This is a genomic window from Streptomyces sp. NPDC000410 (assembly GCF_040300305.1).
Classification (GTDB): domain Bacteria; phylum Actinomycetota; class Actinomycetes; order Streptomycetales; family Streptomycetaceae; genus Streptomyces.
In genome coordinates this window covers 1-19,619 of record NZ_JBEPDM010000055.1, presented here as the reverse complement: position 1 = coordinate 19,619, position 19,619 = coordinate 1, and the positions used below count along the sequence as shown (strand labels likewise).

At 69.2% G+C, this 19,619-nt stretch carries 22 protein-coding genes and 2 pseudogenes; 12 read left to right on the top strand and 12 right to left on the bottom strand.

The window, feature by feature from the left end:
- The first annotated feature begins 16 nt into the window (after window positions 1-16).
- Both ABT342_RS32715 and ABT342_RS32710 read left to right on the top strand, forming a co-directional pair.
- Window positions 17-481 (top strand): ArsI/CadI family heavy metal resistance metalloenzyme, encoded by a 465-nt coding sequence (locus ABT342_RS32715; RefSeq protein WP_351581849.1) that lies wholly within the window; start codon window positions 17-19, stop codon window positions 479-481.
- A gap of 7 nt (window positions 482-488) precedes the next feature.
- Window positions 489-1,706: an MFS transporter gene (locus tag ABT342_RS32710; protein WP_351581847.1), complete on the top strand. Its 1,218-nt coding sequence runs from the start codon at window positions 489-491 to the stop codon at window positions 1,704-1,706.
- A gap of 70 nt (window positions 1,707-1,776) precedes the next feature.
- Here ABT342_RS32710 and ABT342_RS32705 read toward each other — a convergent pair whose 3' ends face one another.
- The 5 genes from ABT342_RS32705 to ABT342_RS32685 all read right to left on the bottom strand — a co-directional run bounded on the left by ABT342_RS32705 (window position 1,777) and on the right by ABT342_RS32685 (window position 6,019).
- On the bottom strand, window positions 1,777-2,562 hold the full coding sequence (locus tag ABT342_RS32705) for a hypothetical protein (protein ID WP_351581845.1): 786 nt from the start codon (window positions 2,560-2,562) through the stop codon (window positions 1,777-1,779).
- 41 nt (window positions 2,563-2,603) lie between these two features.
- Window positions 2,604-3,134 carry a DUF6221 family protein gene (locus ABT342_RS32700; RefSeq protein ID WP_351581843.1) on the bottom strand — a complete coding sequence of 177 codons (531 nt, stop codon included), beginning with the start codon at window positions 3,132-3,134 and terminating at the stop codon, window positions 2,604-2,606.
- Between the two features lie 441 nt (window positions 3,135-3,575).
- Complete coding sequence (locus ABT342_RS32695) at window positions 3,576-4,031, bottom strand: VOC family protein (RefSeq protein ID WP_351581841.1); 456 nt, start codon at window positions 4,029-4,031, stop codon at window positions 3,576-3,578.
- Window positions 4,032-4,295: 264 nt separating this feature from the next.
- On the bottom strand, window positions 4,296-4,826 hold the full coding sequence (locus tag ABT342_RS32690) for a GNAT family N-acetyltransferase (protein WP_351581839.1): 531 nt from the start codon (window positions 4,824-4,826) through the stop codon (window positions 4,296-4,298).
- 644 nt (window positions 4,827-5,470) lie between these two features.
- On the bottom strand, window positions 5,471-6,019 hold the full coding sequence (locus ABT342_RS32685; protein WP_351581837.1) for a beta propeller repeat protein: 549 nt from the start codon (window positions 6,017-6,019) through the stop codon (window positions 5,471-5,473).
- A gap of 510 nt (window positions 6,020-6,529) precedes the next feature.
- On the opposite strand from ABT342_RS32685, the gene ABT342_RS32680 reads away from it, so the two are divergent.
- A complete protein-coding gene (locus tag ABT342_RS32680) occupies window positions 6,530-7,990 on the top strand; it encodes an MFS transporter (RefSeq protein WP_351581836.1) in 1,461 nt (486 codons plus the stop codon).
- Window positions 7,991-8,152: 162 nt separating this feature from the next.
- On the opposite strand, the pseudogene ABT342_RS32675 reads toward ABT342_RS32680, so the two are convergent.
- From ABT342_RS32675 to ABT342_RS32665, 3 genes and pseudogenes are all read right to left on the bottom strand, one after another.
- Window positions 8,153-8,242 (bottom strand): annotated as a pseudogene (locus tag ABT342_RS32675) (peptidoglycan-binding domain-containing protein); the annotation flags it as partial.
- Window positions 8,243-8,333: 91 nt separating this feature from the next.
- Window positions 8,334-8,834 carry a hypothetical protein gene (locus ABT342_RS32670; protein ID WP_351581834.1) on the bottom strand — a complete coding sequence of 167 codons (501 nt, stop codon included), beginning with the start codon at window positions 8,832-8,834 and terminating at the stop codon, window positions 8,334-8,336.
- The gene (locus tag ABT342_RS32665; RefSeq protein WP_351581831.1) at window positions 8,834-9,004 is read right to left on the bottom strand and encodes a hypothetical protein; all 171 of its coding nucleotides are present in this window, start codon (window positions 9,002-9,004) and stop codon (window positions 8,834-8,836) included. Before ABT342_RS32665 ends, ABT342_RS32670 begins: the two co-directional genes overlap by 1 nt.
- A 157-nt stretch (window positions 9,005-9,161) precedes the next feature.
- Between ABT342_RS32665 and ABT342_RS32660 the strand changes: the two genes are divergently transcribed.
- Together ABT342_RS32660 and ABT342_RS32655 are read left to right on the top strand one after the other, a co-directional pair.
- Window positions 9,162-9,737, top strand: coding sequence for a TetR/AcrR family transcriptional regulator (locus ABT342_RS32660; RefSeq protein ID WP_351581829.1), 576 nt, complete (start codon window positions 9,162-9,164; stop codon window positions 9,735-9,737).
- A 226-nt stretch (window positions 9,738-9,963) separates the two neighbouring features.
- Window positions 9,964-10,503 carry a DUF4396 domain-containing protein gene (locus ABT342_RS32655; RefSeq protein ID WP_351581827.1) on the top strand — a complete coding sequence of 180 codons (540 nt, stop codon included), beginning with the start codon at window positions 9,964-9,966 and terminating at the stop codon, window positions 10,501-10,503.
- A 153-nt stretch (window positions 10,504-10,656) separates the two neighbouring features.
- Here ABT342_RS32655 and ABT342_RS38310 read toward each other — a convergent pair whose 3' ends face one another.
- Window positions 10,657-10,884 carry a DUF6192 family protein gene (locus ABT342_RS38310; RefSeq protein WP_502965655.1) on the bottom strand — a complete coding sequence of 76 codons (228 nt, stop codon included), beginning with the start codon at window positions 10,882-10,884 and terminating at the stop codon, window positions 10,657-10,659.
- The gene (locus tag ABT342_RS32650) at window positions 10,805-11,671 is read right to left on the bottom strand and encodes an NAD(P)-dependent oxidoreductase (RefSeq protein WP_351581825.1); all 867 of its coding nucleotides are present in this window, start codon (window positions 11,669-11,671) and stop codon (window positions 10,805-10,807) included. Before ABT342_RS32650 ends, ABT342_RS38310 begins: the two co-directional genes overlap by 80 nt.
- Between ABT342_RS32650 and ABT342_RS32645 the strand changes: the two genes are divergently transcribed.
- From ABT342_RS32645 to ABT342_RS32630, 4 genes are all read left to right on the top strand, one after another.
- Complete coding sequence (locus ABT342_RS32645; RefSeq protein WP_351581823.1) at window positions 11,670-12,071, top strand: winged helix-turn-helix transcriptional regulator; 402 nt, start codon at window positions 11,670-11,672, stop codon at window positions 12,069-12,071. The two genes, ABT342_RS32650 and ABT342_RS32645, sit on opposite strands and share 2 nt — an antisense overlap.
- A 554-nt stretch (window positions 12,072-12,625) precedes the next feature.
- Window positions 12,626-13,168 (top strand): GNAT family N-acetyltransferase, encoded by a 543-nt coding sequence (locus ABT342_RS32640; RefSeq protein WP_351581890.1) that lies wholly within the window; start codon window positions 12,626-12,628, stop codon window positions 13,166-13,168.
- Between the two features lie 317 nt (window positions 13,169-13,485).
- Window positions 13,486-13,749: a hypothetical protein gene (locus ABT342_RS32635; protein ID WP_351581822.1), complete on the top strand. Its 264-nt coding sequence runs from the start codon at window positions 13,486-13,488 to the stop codon at window positions 13,747-13,749.
- Window positions 13,750-14,045: 296 nt separating this feature from the next.
- Window positions 14,046-16,322: a fibronectin type III domain-containing protein gene (locus ABT342_RS32630; RefSeq protein ID WP_351581820.1), complete on the top strand. Its 2,277-nt coding sequence runs from the start codon at window positions 14,046-14,048 to the stop codon at window positions 16,320-16,322.
- 371 nt (window positions 16,323-16,693) lie between these two features.
- Here the strand turns inward: ABT342_RS32630 and ABT342_RS32625 are convergent, their stop codons facing one another.
- A complete protein-coding gene (locus ABT342_RS32625) occupies window positions 16,694-17,044 on the bottom strand; it encodes a hypothetical protein (RefSeq protein WP_351581819.1) in 351 nt (116 codons plus the stop codon).
- A 205-nt stretch (window positions 17,045-17,249) separates the two neighbouring features.
- Between ABT342_RS32625 and ABT342_RS32620 the strand changes: the two are divergent.
- From ABT342_RS32620 to ABT342_RS32610, 3 genes and pseudogenes are all read left to right on the top strand, one after another.
- Window positions 17,250-17,537: pseudogene (locus ABT342_RS32620) on the top strand (dihydrofolate reductase family protein); the annotation flags it as partial.
- A 76-nt stretch (window positions 17,538-17,613) separates the two neighbouring features.
- Window positions 17,614-18,309, top strand: coding sequence for a response regulator transcription factor (locus ABT342_RS32615; RefSeq protein WP_351581818.1), 696 nt, complete (start codon window positions 17,614-17,616; stop codon window positions 18,307-18,309).
- Window positions 18,302-19,342 (top strand): sensor histidine kinase, encoded by a 1,041-nt coding sequence (locus ABT342_RS32610; RefSeq protein WP_502965654.1) that lies wholly within the window; start codon window positions 18,302-18,304, stop codon window positions 19,340-19,342. Before ABT342_RS32615 ends, ABT342_RS32610 begins: the two co-directional genes overlap by 8 nt.
- 36 nt (window positions 19,343-19,378) lie before the next feature.
- Here ABT342_RS32610 and ABT342_RS32605 read toward each other — a convergent pair.
- Window positions 19,379-19,619 (bottom strand): integrase core domain-containing protein (locus ABT342_RS32605; protein ID WP_351581814.1); only part of this gene is annotated, 241 nt, incomplete at its 5' end.

Below are 19,619 nucleotides of genomic sequence, written 5' to 3'. Positions count from 1 at the left end.
ACCCAGGAGGAACGTGATGTCCCGCGTACAGCTCGCCCTGCGTGTCCCGGACCTGGCGGAGTCCGTCGCCTTCTACACCAAGCTGTTCGGCACCGAACCGGCCAAACTCCGTGACGGCTACGCCAACTTCGCCATCGCCGAACCCCCGCTCAAGCTCGTCCTCATCGAAGGCGACGAGGGCGAGGACACCCGCATGGACCACCTCGGCGTCGAAGTCGACAGCACCGAGGCCGTCCACGCCGCCACCACCCGGCTCAGCGAGGAGGGCCTGGCGACGGCAGAGGAGAACGACACCAGCTGTTGCTACGCCCTCCAGGACAAGGTGTGGGTCCACGGCCCCGGCCGCGAACCCTGGGAGGTGTACGTCGTCAAAGCCGACGCCGACACCCTGACCAAGCAGAACAACAGCACGTGCTGCACCACCCCGGCCAGCGCCGAGACCGATGCGCGCGAACCGGTCACCGCAGGCGGATGCTGCTGATCCCGCGATGACAGAACTCCACACCCGCGAGGCCCCGGCCGGAACAGGGGACCGGTCGAGGCCCCGCGCCGTGCTGCCCGCGCTGTGCGCCACCCAGATCACCAGCTGGGGAATCGTCTACTACGCCTTCCCCGTCCTCAACCCGCAGATCACCGCCGACACCGGCTGGTCCACAGGCATCACGATGGCGGCGTTCTCGCTCGCCCTGATCGTCTCCGGCCTCGCCGGAATCCGCGTCGGCCGGATCATCGACCACCGCGGCCCCCGCACAGTCATGACGGCAGGCTCCGCCATAGGCGTCCTCAGCCTGGTGATCGTGGCCGCGGCCCCGAATCTGCCCGTGTTCTTCTGCGGCTGGCTCCTGGCCGGACTCGCCATGGCCGCCACCTTCTACCAGCCCGCCTTCGCCGCGATCACCCGCTGGTGGGCACCTGACCACGTCCGCGCCCTCACCATCGTCACCCTCGCCGGCGGCCTCGCCTCCACCGTCTTCGCCCCACTCACCGCAGCCCTCGCCGACCACCTGACCTGGCGCACCACCTACCTCGTACTCGCCGCGATCCTCGCCGCCGTCACCATCCCCGCCCACGCACTCGCCCTGCGAGCCCCCTGGCCCCCAGCCCCACCCGCGCCGACGCACACCGACGGAACACCCCGAGCTGTCGTCCGCAGCAGGCCGTTCCTGCTGCTCGCCCTCGCGCTCACGCTCTCGGCGTTCGCCATGTATGCCGTAGTTGTGGCCCTCGTCCCCCTCCTCCTCGAACGCGGCTACACCACCAGCCAGGCCGCCTGGGCCCTCGGCCTCGGCGGCGCGGGCCAGACCCTCGGTCGGACCCTCTACGCGTCCCTCGCCCGCCACACCGGCACGACCACCCGCACCGTGGTCCTCGTCGCCCTCGGAGCCCTGACCACCGTAGTTCTCGCGATCACCCCCGGCCCCTACGGCCTCCTTATAGCCGTGTCCGTCGCCGCCGGCATGGTCCGCGGCAACCTCACCCTCCTCCAGGCCACCGCCATCACCGACCGCTGGGGGACCACCCACTACGGCAGACTCTCCGGGCTCCTCAGCGCCCCCGCCATGATCGCCTCGGCTCTCGCCCCGTTCGCCTCAGCCCTGCTCGCCCCGCCGCTGGGCGGGTACCCGGAACTGTTCGCCGTGCTTGCCGGCTTTGCGGGAGCCGCGGCTCTCGTGGCAAGCGGAACGTCCGTCCGTAAGCAGTCGTGAGCGTCCATGCCGAAGGCGTTCGTGAGACTGACCCACTTCGTGGATCGGTAGGGTCATGACCCGGCTGGCTTCAGTGTCTGTCTCGCTGCGAACCGATGCGGGGACGCAGCATGTACGGGACCTTGGCCACGCCCTCGCGCTCGCTCCACAGCCGCACCCCGGACCGCGTCGGTGTCCAACCGCTGTCCTCGTAGGGCATGAGTTCGCCGACACTGAGCTGCCCGAGGAGATGGGGCAGCTCCTTGGCCATCCGCAGGTCATGCTCGCGTGCTCGTTCGTCCGCGTTCGCGTGCCCGTCGGCGCGAGCGGTGAACTTCTCGTAGGTCAGCTCAGCGAGGCGGCGCCGGTGCTCGAGCAGTGCCTCACGGTCGACGTACGCGTCGGTGTGCTCCTTGCCGAAGCGGCGTCCGTACTCACGTACTCGGTGACGTTCCTCCTCAAGTGCTTCAGGGTTGATCCGTCGATGACGGGCGGTGGCGACCTCATCGGCGCGAGACAGGAGCCAGCTCAGCGGGGACGGGCAGAGGAAGATGCCGAGCCTGTCGTACCCCTGCCATTGGCAGTGGGTGTATCCGACGGCCTGAGCGACCCAGCCGTAGCGTTCGCCGGTGCTTGTGTCCGGAGTCGGATTCTTGAACTCGATGCCGAAGGCCGGGGTGGCATCGTGCCAGCCGCCCGCATCGCGCGGCTTCAGCACGGCGTCTATTCGGGTTTCCTCGCCGGTCCAGTAGCGTCCCGGCACCTGCTCCTCGATGTGGAACCACTGGTCCGACTTGCCGAGAACGAAGGCGGCGAGAGCCTCTTCGTCAGCGAACGTTCCGGGGCTTGGCAGCAATGCCTTCTGTCCGTAGCGCACTTGCCCGACTGTACGGTCCACCTGACTCGGAAGCGCGGGGACTACAGCTGCTGGCGCAGAGTCCAGGAGATGTCGTAGTCCACATGATCGCGGTAGGCCATCACCAGGGCCTGTACCGCCTGACGGAAGGCGTCGCGTGCGGGGCCGAATGCGGCCTGTTCGTACAAGTCCAGCACCATACGGCGGGCTTCGACGTTCGCCACGACCGACATCGGTCCCCAGGTGGCGATCTGATCGGCAACATCCCGCAGTGGACAGGTGACAACCAGCTCGTCATGGTCGTCGACGACTTTCTGGCTACGGGCCGGCCAGTGCCGCCAGTGGGTGATACCCGCGGCACCGGCAGTGGCCTCCTCCTCGTCGAGGCGAGCAAGAAGGAAGGCGACCATCGGCTCGTGGTCGCGTTCATCGGGGTTGGCCGAGTATCTGCGGGGGCCAAGGGCCGGGTCGTCGTCGGGGCAATAGGTAAGCCAGCCGTTTTCGCCACGGACCAGAATGCCGCCACCGGGCGGCACATAGGTCGCGCACAACTCTGCGGCGCACAGAGCGCCGTACCTATTGCTGGCCGCCATCCGCGTCACCCTCCCCGAGTAATCCGGTGCACCGCCACCGTAGCCGCTTCTACGGGCACCGCATCGATCGGGGAACCCATCTGCGCACCCAGCCGGCGCTCACAGCGCTGCCGCTCCAGGGGAGGGCGGATCCTGCTCAGCTGGGGCCTTCTGGCACCTGCGCTGAGGCGCGGCGATGGCGTATGGATCAGTTGCCCTGTGTAGCCGCTCTGACCCTGCGACGATGTCGCGGGCGTTCCCGAATCCCACGGGAGGCGTTCCTGAGGCGGACTGAGGCAAGCCCCTGACATGCGGTTTCGTAATTTTCCGCAAGGCCCCCGCATCGGTCGGGCCGACCACGTGTCCGGCCCGAGGTACGACAGGCTCTCCGTCCGCTACGAGGCGTCGGTGCTGGTCGAAGCCGTGAACGAGGGGCTGTGACCAGCACCGTCGCAACGGCCCTCAGGCGACGTCGAATTCATTGCCCTCGGGGTCCTGCATGGCGGCGGCGTAGAGCCCCGTGTCCGGCTCATCCTTGATCCGCAGCACGGTGGCACCAGCTTTGACCAGCCGTTCCACCGTAGCCTTGACCCGCTGTGCGCGGACGTCCAGTGGGACGTCACGGCCCCCACCGACCTTCAGGTCGAAGTGCCACCGGTTCTTGGCGACCTTCGGCTCCGGAACCTGCTGGAACCACACCCTCGGTCCACGTCCCGCGGGATCGGTGATCGACTCCGGAATATCCCCGGCACCGGCCGGCAACTCTGCCTCGGGCACCCCCACCGCTGCCCAGTAGGCACGCCACGTGGCGTGCCCGCCCGGCGGAGGCTCAGGCACGTAGTCCAGGGCCTCGGCCCAGAAAGTCACCATTCTCTGCGGATCGGAGCAGTCGATCGTCAGCTGCACTGTCATCTCCATGCTCGGAGCATCCCAGGCAGGTCTGACAGACGATCCACTTTCGCGACACGGCCTACTGTAAAGCGTGTTGCAGAAGGCTGTGTTTGGGCGGGTCGGGACCGTCTCCTGGGGGGTTCTGTTCTGCGGCGAGGGCGCGCAATGCTCGTGCCGAGCCGAAGACCACCTTCGCCCCGGACTCACCCATCCGGACCTGGACCCGGTATCCGACCCGTGCTGCCTGACCGGCCACCTCCAGGAGGTTCAAAGGCAGAGCTGTGCCCGCCGCTATCGGGCGGGGGGCGACTGGTCGGTCGCAGTCGAACGGCGGGCCAACACGCGGGTGGTGCTGCCGTCATCCTCCTTGATGTCCCGGACATGCTCGAAACCAATTCTGCCCAGCAGAGTCAGTGAAGCCTCGTTGCGTGCGGCCACGGTGGCATACACCTTGGTCAATCCGAGGGTGTCGAAGCCATGGGCGACGATCGACTGTGCCAGCTCGGTCCCCAGGCCCGACCCCCAGGCCGTCGGCGCCAGAGCGTAGATGATCTCGTGGCCTCCGACGACGTCGGTCGGCTTGATCTCGGCATGTCCGACCAGGAGTCCGTCGCGACGAACGGCCCAGACATCGAACAGGTCCTGGGCATAGACCTTCGTGAAGATCCGCCCGAACAGGGCCCGGTCCGCTGCTTCGGAAGCAGGGCCGTCACCCATCCACTGCGACACCCTGGTGTCCTGGAACAGAGCGACGAAGTCCTCTTCGTCCTCGGGAACGTACGGCTCCAGGAGTAGCCGCTCGGTGCGCAGAGTCGGGGTCACAGATGGCGAAGCTACCCACATGCCATCCGAGTCGGCAAACCACTTTCGCCTGCGCGGATATCGACCTTCTCATCGCCATGCCGCACATCGACCGGCGCTGCAGGCCGAACGGTCATGCGGAGCCATTCGCACGGCCAACTATCCGAGCTGAGCCACGGGATGCGCAGGATCGCTGTCGTTGTCGTTCCCGGCGGACGTGAGCCGCCGAGGGCAGGCGCAGAGTCCGGGTACGGGCCCGGGGTCGCTGCACCGCGGGCAGGACACGCATCACGGCGTGCTCGGCGGGAGCGGCGAGCGTCGGCGGCTGCTGCGGCTGGCTGGTGGAGCACTCCTCGGCCGAGTGAGCCGCGCCATGGCCCTCGTCGTGGTCCTTGCCGCGGTGGTCGTCCGCGGTGCTGCCAGTGACCGCCGCGTCGGGCTGCCGTGGCGTGGAGGCCGACGGCCGTGTCGGTGTGACCGCTGACGCCGTCGAGGCTGACGCCGTGCGAGTAGGGGAAACCGCACACCAGCAGGGCCACCAGCAGCACGCACCGCGGGCCCGCGAGGATGCGGGTCCGCAGCGCCGGAGTGCGGGGCCGGGCCGGGATCACGCGGCGATCCCAGCCCCGCCCTCGTGGCGGCCTGCGGGGCGGGCTCTGGGGGCTTCACCCCGATCGGTGATCTTGAAACAGGCCATGGGGCGGGGTCAGTGCCCGGTGCGGGTGTGGCCTGGCTGGTCCACGGTCGCCCAGGTGCGGCCACCGTCCTTGGACTCGTAGACGGCGTCGTCGGTGTCGGCGGCCAGGGCCGGTGCGCCGGGGACCGGCTGGAGGTGCGCCGGGGACCGGCTGCAACGTCGCGCCCCCGGCGGTGCTGTGCAGCAGCCCCTCCCCGGTGGTCGCCCACACCTCCTGCGGCGTCCCGGCGTGGGCGGCGAGGTCGTCGGCGGGGACCTTCGCGCGCCGCTCCCAGGTGGCGCCGGCGTCGCTGTTGGCCCAGGCCTGGGAGGTCCGGCTGTCGAGGCCGTACAGGATCTGGCCGGCCTGCTGCAGGGAGTGGAAGTCGGCCTGGCCGGCGGCGGAGACGGTGGTCCAGGTCTGTCCGGCATCAGTCCTACGGATCAGGCCCGGACGCGGCGAGGTCGCGGTCGGATCGGTGGGGAAAGGGTGGCTGCCGGCGAGGAAGGTACGTGGGCCGGTGACGGTGAAGCCCATCGTGTCCTGACAGCGGTCGGCGATCCGTACGGCGCCACCAGGGTGAGGCGGAAGACGCCGAGGTGTCCGGCTGCGTAGAGGGAGCCGTCGGCCGGGTCCACGCCCAGGCCGTGCCGGTGCCCGGTGCCCGGTGCCGGGGTCGGGGTCGGGGTCGGTGTCGGGATCGCCGGCCTTGGTCTGCGCAGGTGGGGGGCCGTTGATCGCGCACGCGCTCAGCAGCAGGGCGCCGGCCGCGGCAGCGGCCGTGAGCGCGGGTATGCGGAAACGGATGGTCAGCGCATGGCCATGAGACCGGCCGATACGGCCAGGACCAGCAGCAAGGAGTGCAGCCCGAGGGCTTCACCGCACGCTTCGCCTGCCGGGCCATACGCGCATAGTCAGCGGCCTTCGCGCCGCGGCGAGGCCGAGCCAAAGTTCCCACCCCTTGAGGAAATACCCCTGGGGGGTATATGGTTCACGCCATCGACAGATACCCCTAGGGGGTATGGGAATCTCCTCGTGGGAGTGGTCATGTCTTCCGTAAATCCGCGCCGCTGGTGGGCGCTCGGGGTGCTCGCCGCAGCGCAGTTCATGGTGATCATGGACACGTCGATCATCGGCGTGGCGCTGCCTGAGATGCAGCGCGACCTGGGCTTCTCCCAGGGGGATCTGCAGTGGGTGTTCAACGCCTACGTCATCGCCTTCGGCGGACTGCTCCTTCTGGGCGGCCGCCTCTCCGACCTGCTGGGAGCACGCAAGGTCTTCGTGGCCGGCTGGAGCGTTCTGATCGCCGGCTCGGTCGTCGCCGCGGCGGCGGGCACCGCCTGGGTGGAGGTCGCCGGGCGTGCGGTGCAGGGCGTGGGCGGCGCGCTCATCGCACCCGCCTCCATGACGCTGCTGATGATGCTCTTCGGGCACGAGCCCAAGGAGCTCGGCAAGGCCCTCGCGCTCTACGGCGCCGCCGCACCGGCCGGCGGTACGGCCGGTGTCTTCCTCGGCGGGGTGTTCACCGAGTGGGCGAGCTGGCCGTGGGTGTTCATCATCTACGTGCCCATCGGCATCGCCACCCTGCTGGCCACCGGCCTGCTTCCGTCCGTCGCCGCCCGCCGGGGCGGCGGGGTCGACGTCCTCGGTGCCGCGGCGGTGACCGCCGGCCTCGCGCTGACCGTCTTCGCCGTCGTCCGTGCCCCCGAAACCGGCTGGGCCTCGGCCGAGACCCTGATCGAGCTCGCCGCCGGCGTGGCGCTGCTGGCCGTGTTCCTGCTGATCCAGCGGGTCTCGAAGGCGCCGCTCATGCCGCTGGGCATCTGGCGCACTCCGGGCCTGGGTGTCTCGAACCTGGCGATGGCTCTGCTCGGGGCGGCGTGGATCCCGATGTGGTACTTCCTCAACCTCTACCTTCAGCAGGTCCTCGGCTACGGCGCCTTCGCCTCGGGCGCGGCCCTGCTGCCGATGACCGGCCTGCTGATGCTCCTGATGACCACCCTCACCGCCCGCCTGCTGGGCCGGTTCGGTCCCAAGCCGCTCATCACCGGCGGCCTGCTCGTCCTGGCCGCGGGGCTGGTGTGGCTGTCGGCGGCCCGCCCGACCGGCACCTTCCTCATCGACGTCCTGCCCGCGTCCCTGGTCGCGGCCCTCGGTATGGCCCTGGCCTACATCCCCACCCTCATGGCCGCCATGGCGGGAGCCCCGCAGGAGCAGGCGGGCCTGGCCTCCGGCATCGTCAACACCACCTACCAGGTCGGCTCCGCCCTCGGCCTCGCGGCCCTGACCGCCCTGGCCACCAGCCAGGGAGCGGGCGCCCTTGGTGACCTGCCCGCCCTGACCGACGGATTCAGCGCCGCCTTCCTCGCCGCCGCGGCCATCGCCGCCGCAGGCGCGCTGGCCACCCTCGCCCTGATGCGCGGCAAGCCCGCCGCGCAGGAAGCGCCTCAGCTCGCCGCGGCGGCCGGCCGGACGGAGACCTCCGGCCGACTCGTCGAAAAGCACTGACAACCCAACAGGCAGGAGTGTGCGGCCGGCGGACAACCGCCGGCCGCACAGCCGTCTTCGCCTTCGGCGCCAGGACGGACAGCGCTGGCGCCGACGTGGAAAGACCTGGATTCTCCGGTGGCGAGGGGGTGTTCGGACCGACCGAAGGGGGGACCAGGTCCGGGGTCCGACGATGCCGTCCACGCGCGGTCCCCTCACGTCCTGGAAGCCGACGACCCAGCTCTCTGTACGGGGTCCGAAGGCGCCGTCCACGGTCAGCGGGGTGCCGCCGTTCGGTTACGTGGGCTGCTGCCCCCCGCGAGGGATCACCTCGCCGGACCTGAGGAAGCATCTTCGCCTTTCGTCACCCTTGCCGAGGCACGCGCTGTCCGCGGCGGGTGACGCCTTTCGGCTTGAACACCGACAGCACCGTCGCGGCCGCGAGGGCGAGCAGGGCCAGCAGTGCGTGGAGCACGGGCGAGGCATTGCGCACGGACTCGATCGGGAGATCGGACGCTGCCGCTTGCGCCATCGTCTCGAAGGTACGCGTGTACAGCAGCAGCACCCCGGTGCAGACCACGGTGATACCGAGCTTGAACAGCACCCAGTAGTGCCGCAGCAAGCCCCAGGGCGTCACCCACGACTGCACCAGGCCGGTGACCAGCGATGCGAACGCCAGCGGCACCAGCGTGAACCACGCAAGCGGCTCCATCACCAGATACACCCCGCGTACCGCGCCCGGATCAGAACCCGTGACGCCCACCAGGGCCAGGGCGAGGAAGCAGAAGACCGCGCCCAGCCACCCGACGCTCGCCCCGACGTGGACGACCAGGGCCACCTTCCGTACCCGCGCCGAGGCGGCCATCAGCGCCCGACCCCCCAGAAGTGCCCTGCATTCGCGACGGCGACACCGGCCACCGTGCGCGGAGCCGCGCCGTGCAGGTGCCGGCCGGGGCTGTGCTCGCCGCGGATCAGCAGCACCACCACGATCAGCAGCATCTCGGCTATCCCGCAGATCTTCACCCAGCGCGGCATGCCAAAGCCGCTCCCCCGCTGTCGGCTGTTCCGCCCATGACGCTCCTCCTCAGCCCTGCCGCCCCAGAATCCGGACGGACACATTCCTATTTTACGAGACACTGTGTCTCTGAACTGAGCGGAGTGTATCGAGGGCGTCGCTTCGTATACTGGGCGAATGCCGAAGCTGTGGAGCGAGACGATCGAGACGCACCGCCGCGAGGTGCGCGAGGCGATCCTCGACGCCACCGCCGCCCTCGTCGCCGAACACGGGCTGAGAGCCGTGACGATGTCCCAGATCGCCGAGCGGGCGGGCGTCGGAAGGGCGACCCTCTACAAGTACTTCCCCGACGTGGAGGCGATCCTGGGTGCCTGGCACGAACGCCAGGTCGGCCACCACCTTCACCAGCTCACGGAAGTGCGGGACCAGGCGGCCGACCCGGCTGCGCGACTGGAGGCCGTACTGACCGCGTACGCGTTCATGACCTCCTCCCGCGCCGGTCACGACGCCGACATCGCCGCTCACCTCCACCACGGATCCCGCCTCGCCCACGCGCACGAGCACCTTCACGGCCTGGTCCGCGACCTGATCGCCGAGACGGCATCCAGCGGCGACCTTCGCTCGGACACCGACCCGGGCGAGCTCGCCACCTACTGCCTGCACGCCCTCTCCGCGGCCGGCAGCCTGCCCACCGAAGCAGCCGTCCGGCGACTCGTCCAGATCACGCTGACGGGCCTGCGCAACTCCGGCTGAGACCTGGCGGACAGCCCGGTTCCGCGGCCGGGCTTCGCGCGCGCCTTGCGACCCGGCGCCGGCCGGCCGTTCACGCTGTCCGCGCTCAGCTCATGCCGACGGGCCGCGAGCGTCACGTCGATCAACAGACGGAAAACCCCTCACCGTATACCCATAGGGGTATACAGGTTTGAGGTGTGGGGCCACGGGGACCCACACTGACTGAGGCGAGGAAGAGGCGAGAGAAATGGACCACTCCGCTCACCACACGGAAGCGTCCGCGCACGACCACGCAGGGCACGCGCACGACGCGGCGCATGCGCACCACGCCGTTCACGGTCGCGCCGGCGCAGGAGCAACCTGGTCGACGGCGGCGAAGGCAACGCTTCACTGCCTGACCGGATGCGCCATCGGCGAGATCCTCGGCATGGTGATCGGCACGGCCCTGGCCTGGCACAACGCCCCTACCATGGTCCTGGCCATCGCGCTGGCGTTCCTCTTCGGCTACTCCTTCACCCTCTACGCCGTCCGCAAGTCCGGCCTGAGCTGGAAGGCTGCGATCAAGGTCGCCCTGGCCGCCGACACCGTCTCGATCGCCGTCATGGAGCTGGTCGACAACGTCATCATTGCCCTCACCCCCGGCGCGATGGAGGCCCACCTGAACGAGGGCCTGTTCTGGTACGCGCTCCTCGGCGGCTTCGCCGTCGCCTTCGTGATCACCACCCCGGTGAACAAGTGGATGATCGGCCGCGGCAAGGGGCACGCCGTGGTCCACGCCTACCACTGACCCGCTCGGCCATCAGCAGGCCTCACCGGAGCCCCTGGCTCCGGTGAGGCCTGCCGACACGTAAGCGGCGCCTCGCTTCCGTCTCGCCGTCGCCAGATGATCGGGGTGAGGTGTTCGGTTGCTCCGCCGGGCCTCCTGGCGCCGCGGCATGGCTTACTCGCCCTTGAGGAGTTCGGCCGGCTGCTCGTCCAGGGTGAACTCGCCGTTGTCGATCGCGGCTTCGAGCCGGTCGGCCGCGGCCCGGACCTCCTGCTGGAGTACCAGACCAGCGACGTCGCTCCGTCCTGGCTGAGAGGCGGGTTCAGCCGCGGAGGAGTTCGGCGACGTGGGCGTAGGAGTCGTCCGCGTAACCGGCCACCATGCCCCGGCGGGCGATCTCATGGGCGGCGGAGATCACCGTACTGTCGACGCCCCGGCTGCGTGAGGCCTCGAGGACATGGGACATGATCGCCGCCGCCGAGCGGAGGTTGGAGCCCCCGGCGGGGTAGCTGCCGGTGTCGACCTGCTCGGCGAACGCGTCGATCACGTCGGGCAGGAGCGCGGCGACGCCCTTGGCGTAGGGGGCCAGGTCGGATGCGGTGACGCCCTCGGATCTGGCGAGGGCGAAGGCGTGGACGACGCCGGTCAGTGCCGTCCAGAAGATGCCGAGCAGCGCGACGTCGTGCGCCCCCGCACGGCCCGGGTCCGTGCCCAGGTGCACACAGGTGCCGCCGATGGCCCTGAGGGTGTCCCGGTGGCGTTCGTACAGGTCGGCCGGGCCGCTGTGGAGGACCAGGGTGGACGGGCCGCCGACGAGGTACGTCGGAACCATGATCGCGCCGTCGAGATAGCCGATGCCGTGCGCGTCGGCCCACTCGGCGGTGGCGCGGGCGTCGTCGGGGGTGCCGGCGGTGAGGTTGACCAGGGTGCGGCCCTTGAGCACGTCGGCGTGCGGGGCGATGACGGCACGGACGGCTTCGTGGTCCAGCACGCAGATCACCACGAGGTCGCTCGCCGCGATCGCCTCCGCGGCGGTCCCGGCCTCGACGGCGCCGTTCTCCACCAGGCCGTCGGCCCTGCCCGGAGTACGGTTCCAGACGGTTGCGGAATGGCCCGCGGCCAGGAACGCGGAGGCCAGGGCCCGGCCCATCGGGCCCAGGCCGAGAACGGTGACAGGGGAAGCAGACATGGGGAACTCCGAGGTCGTGACGGTGACCGATCCGCACACATGCGGGATGGGTGTGGCCGTCGGGGTGTTCGAGGGCAAGTGGAAGTCGTTCGTCATGTGGGCGCTCTCCGAGCGTCCGCGCCGCTTCGGGGAGACCAGGCGGCTGGTCACCGGCATCAGTGAGAAGGTGCTGACCCAGCAGCTCCGGGAGCTCCAGGCCGACGGGATCGTGCACCGGGAGGACTACGACGAGGTGCCGCCCCGGGTCGAGTACTCGCTGACCGAGCGGGGCCGTCGGCTCTACGAACTGCTGGAACTGCTCTCCGCATGGGGTCGGGACCACCTGGCCATGAGGACAGGGGCGGTATCGGACGACGGGCTTGGCGCGCCTCGACAAGACTTCCCGGTCGCCGGTCCTTGATCAAGTACGCACCTTCAGGTACGTGCCCACGTCGCCCTCCCGGCTCGGCGTTCGCGGCCCCGGCGCGGTACGCCGACGGGTGGCGACGGGTCGACCGGCCGCTCGCCGGGTGGGAGATCCGGTGGGACAGCGGGCAGCAACAGGGCCCTACCGTGCCGGAAGGTCCAAGCCTTCCTTCAACGGCGAACAACGGCGAACACAATGCGGCCGGCGTCCCGGTGACCGGCAATGCGGCGAACCAGCAGCTCAACCGCTTCGTCACACACGTTGCGACTGCCTTGGTCCGAGCCGGACGCGCTGGAACACGCTTCTTGGGCTCGCTGCTCGGCGAGCCGCCCAGTGCTGGTCGCAGCGGGGGATGACCTCACCGGCCCCCGACGAAGTCCTCACCACCACAGCGGCTGTGGCAGATCAACGTGAGTTCACCACATCAGCCCTTACGACCTGGTGCGCAATTGCCTCACGCATGTGCGGACCGGCGATCTATCCTCGCGGCCATGACGTCACACGATGCGCCTGAAGGCTCCCGGATCGCTCCCGGTGGTGCCGGGCTGGTGATCCGGCAAGAGACCGCTGACGATCACCGAGATGTGCGCGAGGTTCATTCGCGCGCCTTCGGTGACAGCGATCGGGTTCCCGGGCTCGTGGAGGCACTTCGCGTTGCGCAGGCCGCATTGGCGCCGATGTCCTTTGTCGCTGTCGTCGATGACCGGGTCGTCGGGCATGTCCTGCTGAGCGCGACGCGGTTGGACGCTCCGCGCCGGATCGTGGACGTCCTGTCGCTGTCACCGCTGGGCGTGGTTCCGGAGTTCCAGCGTCAGGGCATCGGTACGCGGCTCATCGCCCACGCCCTCGAGGCGGCCGACAGCCAGGGTGTGCCGTTGGTGTTCCTGGAGGGTTCGCCGCGCTACTACGGCGCGCGCGGCTTCGAGAGTGCCGGCGCGGTGGGCTTCCGTTCGCCGTCGCTGCGGATCCCTGAAGCCGCGTTTCAGGTCGCCCGGTTGTCCGCTCACGAGCCGTGGATGACGGGCACCTTCGTCTACTCAGAGGCCTTTTGGGCCTTTGACTGCGTCGGCCTGCGCGACCCCGAGGACTGAGGGGCTACCCGACTCGACCTGATCTTCAGGACTGTCACAGTGGCGATGTCCAACTCGTCGTCGGTTGCATGCGATCAGCGAGGCGTCGGGCCGTAACGTGAACAGGGCCGTAGGGTTCATTGGGTGTGTCGTCTCGATGGGCCCGTACGGCTCTGTCTCATTCTGCCTTCACGGGCCTGTAGCGTGCACATCTCGGCAACTTGATCGAGGAGTTGGCCGGTCCTTGGTCAGCTCAACGCGAGAGCCGACTGTATGAGCGATGCCACGGTGAACGCCTTCGGGCCGCAGGTGCCGGCCGCCGGCACGGGCTGGTCTTCGTGGACCGGGTCCTGGTCACCCTCGCGCACCCGCGGCTGGACCTCACCCACGCGGCCCTGGCCGAGTTGTTCGACGTCGACCGGTGCATCGTGACCAAGGCCATCGGAGAGATCAGGCCGCTGCCGGCCGCCCTCGTCCTGCTCACCCTCCTCGCCGCCTCCGGCCGCGTGACGCTCGACGGGGGGCGGGGGAGCGGGGAGGGGCCGCCGGGACCGGGGCCATTGGGGCAGAGGCCCGAACGGCGGCCGGGGGGCGGCCGCTGAGAGGCTGCACGGCCCCAGCCGCACGGGGATCGCTGCACGGCGCCAGCCGCACGGGGATCGAGGATGCTCACGGCGGGGCTGCCGTGCTGGTGACAGCTCGGACCGGCTCGCAGCTTCTGTCGCGGGCATATGGCACACCGTCAGCCGACCCAACTCCCGACAGTGGAGAAGTGGTTGATGTGATTCCGCACAAACTCCCTATCGCGTGCGATCTTACGAATGGCACGATCAGCGTGAGGCCGGCGCGCGTACCCGCCTTGTACCCGTCTTCCGATCGAAAGTGTGACCTTCAGCAGATGCGAAGATCCCTCGGCGCGGCGCGCCGAACCGCCGGTGCGGCCGTGCTCTCCCTGGCCACCGCCCTCACCGGACTCGCCTTTCCCACCACCGCGCAGGCGGCTGTGACCTGCTCGGCCGGCGTGTGGAAGGCCCAGTACTACGCCAACACCACCTTCACGGGCACCCCGAAGGCCACCGTCTGCGATACCTCCATCGCCGAGAACTACGGCCAGGGTGACCCCGCAGGCGTCACCCTGCCGCGGGACAACTTCGGCGTCCGCTGGAGCATGACCCGCAACTTCGGTTCCGGCGGCCCCTTCGACCTCACCGTCGCCGCCCAGGACGGCGTCCGCGTCTACCTCGACGGCTCCCGCAAGATCGACCTGTGGCGCAACGTTTCCCGGGACCAGAAGAAGACCGTCCGCCTCACCATCCCGCGCGGGGTCCACACCCTGCGCGTGGACTTCGCCGCCTACACCGGCCCCGCCAACATCGCCTTCTCCCACAAGCCCGTCATCGGCGCGGCCTACGACAAGACCGCCCCGCTGACCCCGGTCGGACTGAAGGCCGGCTACGCGGCAGCCACCCTGAAGACGAGCCTGACCTGGTCCCGCAACTACGAGCTGGACCTGGCCGGTTACCGTCTCTACCGCCGCACCGGCAGCACCGGCGTCTGGAGCCAGCGCAACACCACTCCGATCACCGGCAGCACCTTCACCGACGCACCTCCGGCCACCGGCGCCACCTACGAGTACGCCCTGCGCGCCGTCGACCGCTCCGGCAACCTCTCCCCGTTGACCGCCGTGACGCGCGTCGTCAGCGCCGACAGGACGGCCCCCGCCGCCCCCGCCGGACTCACCGCCACGTACGACGGGTCCGGCGCCCGGCTCTCCTGGTCGCCGGTGAGCGGGGCGAGCTCGTATGAGGTGCAGCGGTCCCTCGCGCCCGAGGGGCCGTTCTCCTCCTTCGACTTGCCCACGCAGAGCACCGTTCTGACGGACTTCAACGCCGCCGCGGGCACGACCTACCACTACCGGGTGCGGGCCCTGGACAGCGCGGGCAACGCTTCCCCGTACTCCGCGCCCGTCCAGCTCGACGTGCCCGAGCTGCCCAAGCCCAAGCCCCTGGCGCCGGCGAACGTCTCCGCCAACGGCTGGGTCGACCGCAACACCGTCGGCTGGAAGTACGACGGGGACGCGGCCCACCGGTTCCACGTCTACGCCGCCGAGTCGGCCACCGGCCCGTGGACCCGGCTGACCGAAACCCCGGTCACCGGCCCCGCCTACGACGACTTCACGGCGCCCGTCGGGCAGGTGCGCCACTACCAGGTCAGGACGGTCGCGACGCACGGCACGGAGTCGGACCCGTCAGCGACGGCCTCGGCCACCCGCACCGGCGACGTCACCCCGCCGCACATGCCGTACGGCCTGGACGCGTGGGACGGCACCGATGGCGTGCACCTCTCCTGGACGGCCAACACCGACGACACGGATCACTACCTCGTCATGCGCAAGGCGATGTTCGGCGCGTGGGAGCAGATCGCCGTGGTGCGGGACGTCACGTACCTGGACGCCGGCGTCCCGGTGGACGTGCAGTTCGGCTACACCGTCCGCGCAGTCGACGCGGCCGGCAACGTCTCGCGCATGCCCGAGCCCGGCTACGGCACCGTCTACGGCAAGCGCCTGCCGGTGAACGAGAAGCCGGCCGCGCCCGCCTCGGTGACCGCGACGGCCGAGAACGGCAACGTCAAGGTGGAGTGGACCGCGAGCACGTCGGCCGATGTGGCCGGCTACTACGTCTACCGCACCAACTCTTCGGACCCCGCGTCGGCCTACGCGGTCTCCCCGCTCATCACCGGGACGACGTTCACGAACGAGAACGTGCCCGCCGGCAAGACGTGGCGCTACGTGGTGCGCGCCGTCAGCAAGCGCAGCATGTGGTCCGACTTCTCGCCGGTGGCCGAGGTCACCATCGCCTGCCCGGTCATGACCGCACCGGCCACTCCCCGGATCACCGGGGGCGGCAGGGGCGCGGACTCCGTCCGGCTCGACTGGGAGGTGGGAGCGTGCGACCAGGGTGCCACCGTCTCGTACAACGTCTACCGGTCCACGTCCGGTTCGGACGTCTTCACCCCTGAGCGCCGCATCGCTTCGGGCGTGACGGCACTGACGTACACGGACCCCGGTCTGGCGCGGGCGTACTACTACTACTACGTGGTCACCGCCGTGGCCGCCGACGGCACCGAATCGGCCCCGCAGGCCAAGCCGTTCGAGATCTCGCTGATGGCGCCCTGACGCCCGGTTCGATCCCTCGGGCCCCCGTCGTCCGGACGCCTTCATGCGTCCGGACGACGGGGGCCTTTGCCGTCGCCCGGACGCGGATGTACCGGGGTACCGGGAGTTCGCGAGCCGTCCCGTGTCACTCCTTCGTGGCCCAGTAGTCCCGCTGCATCTCCCGCGGCCAGGCGGGTTCCCGCATCTCTGGAGGTGAGGTGGAGGTTCTCGCGGCCCGTGGCACAGGCCGAGCTTCTGACCAGCGGCTTTCCAGCTGTCTCACGGCGATGCACGCCGCACAGTCTCACGAGCCGTGGCACATCCTTGGTCAGCACATCTCGGCCTCCGGGACCGGTGGGCTCGCCTTGAGGTGTCGCGTGTCGTAGGTCCCTTCACAGGGCCTCGTTCGGATGAAGGCAGCGCATTCGTGGCATGGCGCCGAGCTCTCTGCTGATCACGGCGATGGACTGCAACCGCACGTGGTCACCGACCCGCGGGCTGAAACCACCGCGGAGCAGAGGGGAAGACATGATGTTCTGCAGTTCTCGGACCGCGCTGCCGGCGATCTGGTTGAACGGCTGACGCTCCAGTTGGTCCTCGTGGTACCCGTAGTGCCAACGGGTCGCCATGGAGCCGTCGTCCGGCCCCGGCTCAAGGCTCGGGGGGAAGGTCCGGCTCAGCAGGTACTTGGTGCCCGGTGACATGTCGATCTTGCGTGACCTGGGCGTTCTCGGCTGTCTCACGGCCTTGTCACCCGTGATCAGTCTCAAATCCGTGGCATTTCCTCGCGTGGGCGAGGTCGAGATCAGGCGGCTTGTCCGAGTCGGCCGAGTACACCAAGCTGAGCCCCGAGCACGAGGGCCACCGGCGAGGCCGGATCGCGCACCGATGAGTTTCCCGCGCCGCGCTGGTCCATACGCCGGACACCCACGGACGGAAGGCTGGGCCATGCGGAAACTGATCTACGGCATGAACCTGACCCTGGACGGCTACATCGCCGCGGCCGGTGACGACATCGGCTGGAGCGGACCGCCGAGCGACGAGCTGTTCCAGTGGTGGCTCGATCACGAGCAGGCGAGTGGCCTGTCGCTGTATGGGCGCAAGCTGTGGGAGACGATGAGCTCCTACTGGCCGACCGGCGACCAGCAGCCCAACGCCACCCCGGCGGAGATCGCGTTCGCGCGGAACTTGGTCGTTGTTCGTACTGAGGGCTGGGCTCGAGACATACCGCGAGTGAAAACAACCGGGTGTTGCCAGCATGTATGCGATTTTCGATACGCGGACGATACGCGCCGGCTCGTAGCCTTGATGCATGCGTGTCTTGATTGTCGAGGACGAGCCCTATCTGGCCGAAGCGATCCGCGATGGCCTGCGCCTGGAAGCGATCGCGGCCGATATCGCCGGAGACGGTGACACCGCTCTGGAACTGCTCAGCATCAACACCTACGACATCGCCGTCCTCGACCGCGACATCCCCGGTCCTTCCGGCGACGAGATCGCCAAACGCATCGTCGCCTCCGGCAGTGGCACGCCCGTCCTCATGCTCACCGCCGCCGACCGTCTCGACGACAAGGCATCCGGGTTCGAACTCGGCGCCGACGACTACCTCACGAAACCCTTCGAACTCCTGGAACTCGTGCTCAGGCTCAGGGCCCTCGACCGCCGGCGCGCCCACAACCGGCCTCCCGTACGCGAGATCATGGGCCTGCGCCTCGATCCGTTCCGCCGCGAGGTCTACCGCGACGACCGCTACATTGCGCTCACCCGCAAACAGTTCGCGGTCCTTGAAGTCCTCGTCGCAGCCGAAGGCGGTGTCGTCAGCGCCGAAGAGCTCCTGGAGCGCGCGTGGGACGAGAACGCCGACCCGTTCACCAACGCCGTGCGCATCACGGTCTCCGCCCTGCGCAAACGCCTCGGCGAACCCTGGGTCATCGCTACCGTGCCGGGCGTCGGCTACCGCATCGACACAGCACCCGGCACCGGGCACGGGGGTGGTGACCGTGGATAGGCAGCCCGGCTTGAGCGTTCGCCTCAAACTCACCCTCAGCTACGCCGGGTTCCTCGTGCTCGCGGGCGCCCTGCTGCTCGCGGCGGTGTGGGTGTTCCTCCTGCGTTACGTCCCGGACCGGGCGATACTCATCGACCCCGATGACAGGCCCGATGGTGTTTTTCCCATCCGGTCCGTCCTCCTGGACGTCTTCGCTCCGAGGGCGGCCGCGGTCATGCTGTTCCTGCTGGTTTTCGGTCTTCTGGGAGGGTGGATCCTCGCGGGCCGCATGCTCGCCCCGCTGACCCGCATCACCCACGCCACCCGCATGGCCACGAAGGAATCGCTGTCACACCGGATCCGGCTGCCCGGCCGCAAGGACGAGTTCCGCGAACTGGCCGACGCCTTCGACGCGATGCTCGTACGGCTCGAAGCACACGTCGCCGAACACCGGAGGTTCGCGGCCAACGCCTCGCACGAGTTGCGCACCCCGCTGGCGATCTCGAAGTCGCTTCTCGACGTGGCCCGCACCGATCCCTACCACGACACCGGCGAGATCATCGAGCGCCTGCACACCGTCAACACCCGGGCCATCGACCTCACCGAGGCACTGCTCCTGCTCAGCCGCGCCAACCAGCGGTCCTTCACCCGAGAACACGTCGACCTGTCCCTCGTCGCAGAGGAAGCGGCCGAAACGCTCCACCCGCTCGCGGAAAAGCACGGCGTCGCCCTCGAGACCAGCGGCGACATCGCCCCCACGAGCGGTTCGCCCGCGCTCCTGCTGCAGCTCACCACGAACCTTGTACACAACGCGATCGTCCACAACGTGCCGGAACAGGGCACCGTCCGGGTCCACACCGGTGTCCGTCCCAAGACCGTGGTGCTCACCGTCGAGAACACCGGAGAGCAGCTCACGCCACAGGTGGTCGCGACCCTCACCGAACCCTTCCAGCGCGGCACCGAGCGCATCCACACCGACCAGGCAGGCGTCGGCCTGGGCCTGGCCATCGTCAAGACCATCACCGAGGCACACGACGGAACGCTCACGGTTTGAGCTGCCCCGAGTTTCGTAGAGTCCGATCTTGATGGTTCAGGCGGACTGCGGGACTTGCTCCTGGCTCTGCCAGAAGGCTTGCTCGTACTCGGCAGGCGGTACGTAGTCGAGTGCGGAGTGGAGGCGTTCTTCGTTGTACCAGGTGATCCACTGGAAGATCGCGCGTTCGACCTGGTCGACGTCCTTCCAGGGGCCCTGCATCTCGATGAGCTCGGCCTTGAAGGTGCCGTTCAGGGCCTCGGCCATCGCGTTGTCATACGAGTCCGCGACCGACCCG

What these genes read in the sequence shown, in the direction of transcription:
- ABT342_RS38310 (WP_502965655.1), bottom strand. Translation starts at nt 10,884, where the DNA reads ATGAGATCGCCCGCCGGGGCATGGTGGCCGGTTACGCGGACGACTCCT.
- ABT342_RS32685 (WP_351581837.1), bottom strand. Translation starts at nt 6,019, where the DNA reads ATGGGCTTCACCGTCACCGGCCCACGTACCTTCCTCGCCGGCAGCCAC.
- ABT342_RS32715 (WP_351581849.1), top strand. Translation starts at nt 17, where the DNA reads ATGTCCCGCGTACAGCTCGCCCTGCGTGTCCCGGACCTGGCGGAGTCC.
- ABT342_RS32660 (WP_351581829.1), top strand. Translation starts at nt 9,162, where the DNA reads ATGCCGAAGCTGTGGAGCGAGACGATCGAGACGCACCGCCGCGAGGTG.
- ABT342_RS32680 (WP_351581836.1), top strand. Translation starts at nt 6,530, where the DNA reads ATGTCTTCCGTAAATCCGCGCCGCTGGTGGGCGCTCGGGGTGCTCGCC.
- ABT342_RS32665 (WP_351581831.1), bottom strand. Translation starts at nt 9,004, where the DNA reads ATGCCGCGCTGGGTGAAGATCTGCGGGATAGCCGAGATGCTGCTGATC.
- ABT342_RS32695 (WP_351581841.1), bottom strand. Translation starts at nt 4,031, where the DNA reads ATGGAGATGACAGTGCAGCTGACGATCGACTGCTCCGATCCGCAGAGA.
- ABT342_RS32670 (WP_351581834.1), bottom strand. Translation starts at nt 8,834, where the DNA reads ATGGCCGCCTCGGCGCGGGTACGGAAGGTGGCCCTGGTCGTCCACGTC.
- ABT342_RS32645 (WP_351581823.1), top strand. Translation starts at nt 11,670, where the DNA reads ATGGGGAACTCCGAGGTCGTGACGGTGACCGATCCGCACACATGCGGG.
- ABT342_RS32655 (WP_351581827.1), top strand. Translation starts at nt 9,964, where the DNA reads ATGGACCACTCCGCTCACCACACGGAAGCGTCCGCGCACGACCACGCA.
- ABT342_RS32650 (WP_351581825.1), bottom strand. Translation starts at nt 11,671, where the DNA reads ATGTCTGCTTCCCCTGTCACCGTTCTCGGCCTGGGCCCGATGGGCCGG.
- ABT342_RS32710 (WP_351581847.1), top strand. Translation starts at nt 489, where the DNA reads ATGACAGAACTCCACACCCGCGAGGCCCCGGCCGGAACAGGGGACCGG.
- ABT342_RS32700 (WP_351581843.1), bottom strand. Translation starts at nt 3,134, where the DNA reads ATGGCGGCCAGCAATAGGTACGGCGCTCTGTGCGCCGCAGAGTTGTGC.
- ABT342_RS32615 (WP_351581818.1), top strand. Translation starts at nt 17,614, where the DNA reads ATGCGTGTCTTGATTGTCGAGGACGAGCCCTATCTGGCCGAAGCGATC.
- ABT342_RS32630 (WP_351581820.1), top strand. Translation starts at nt 14,046, where the DNA reads ATGCGAAGATCCCTCGGCGCGGCGCGCCGAACCGCCGGTGCGGCCGTG.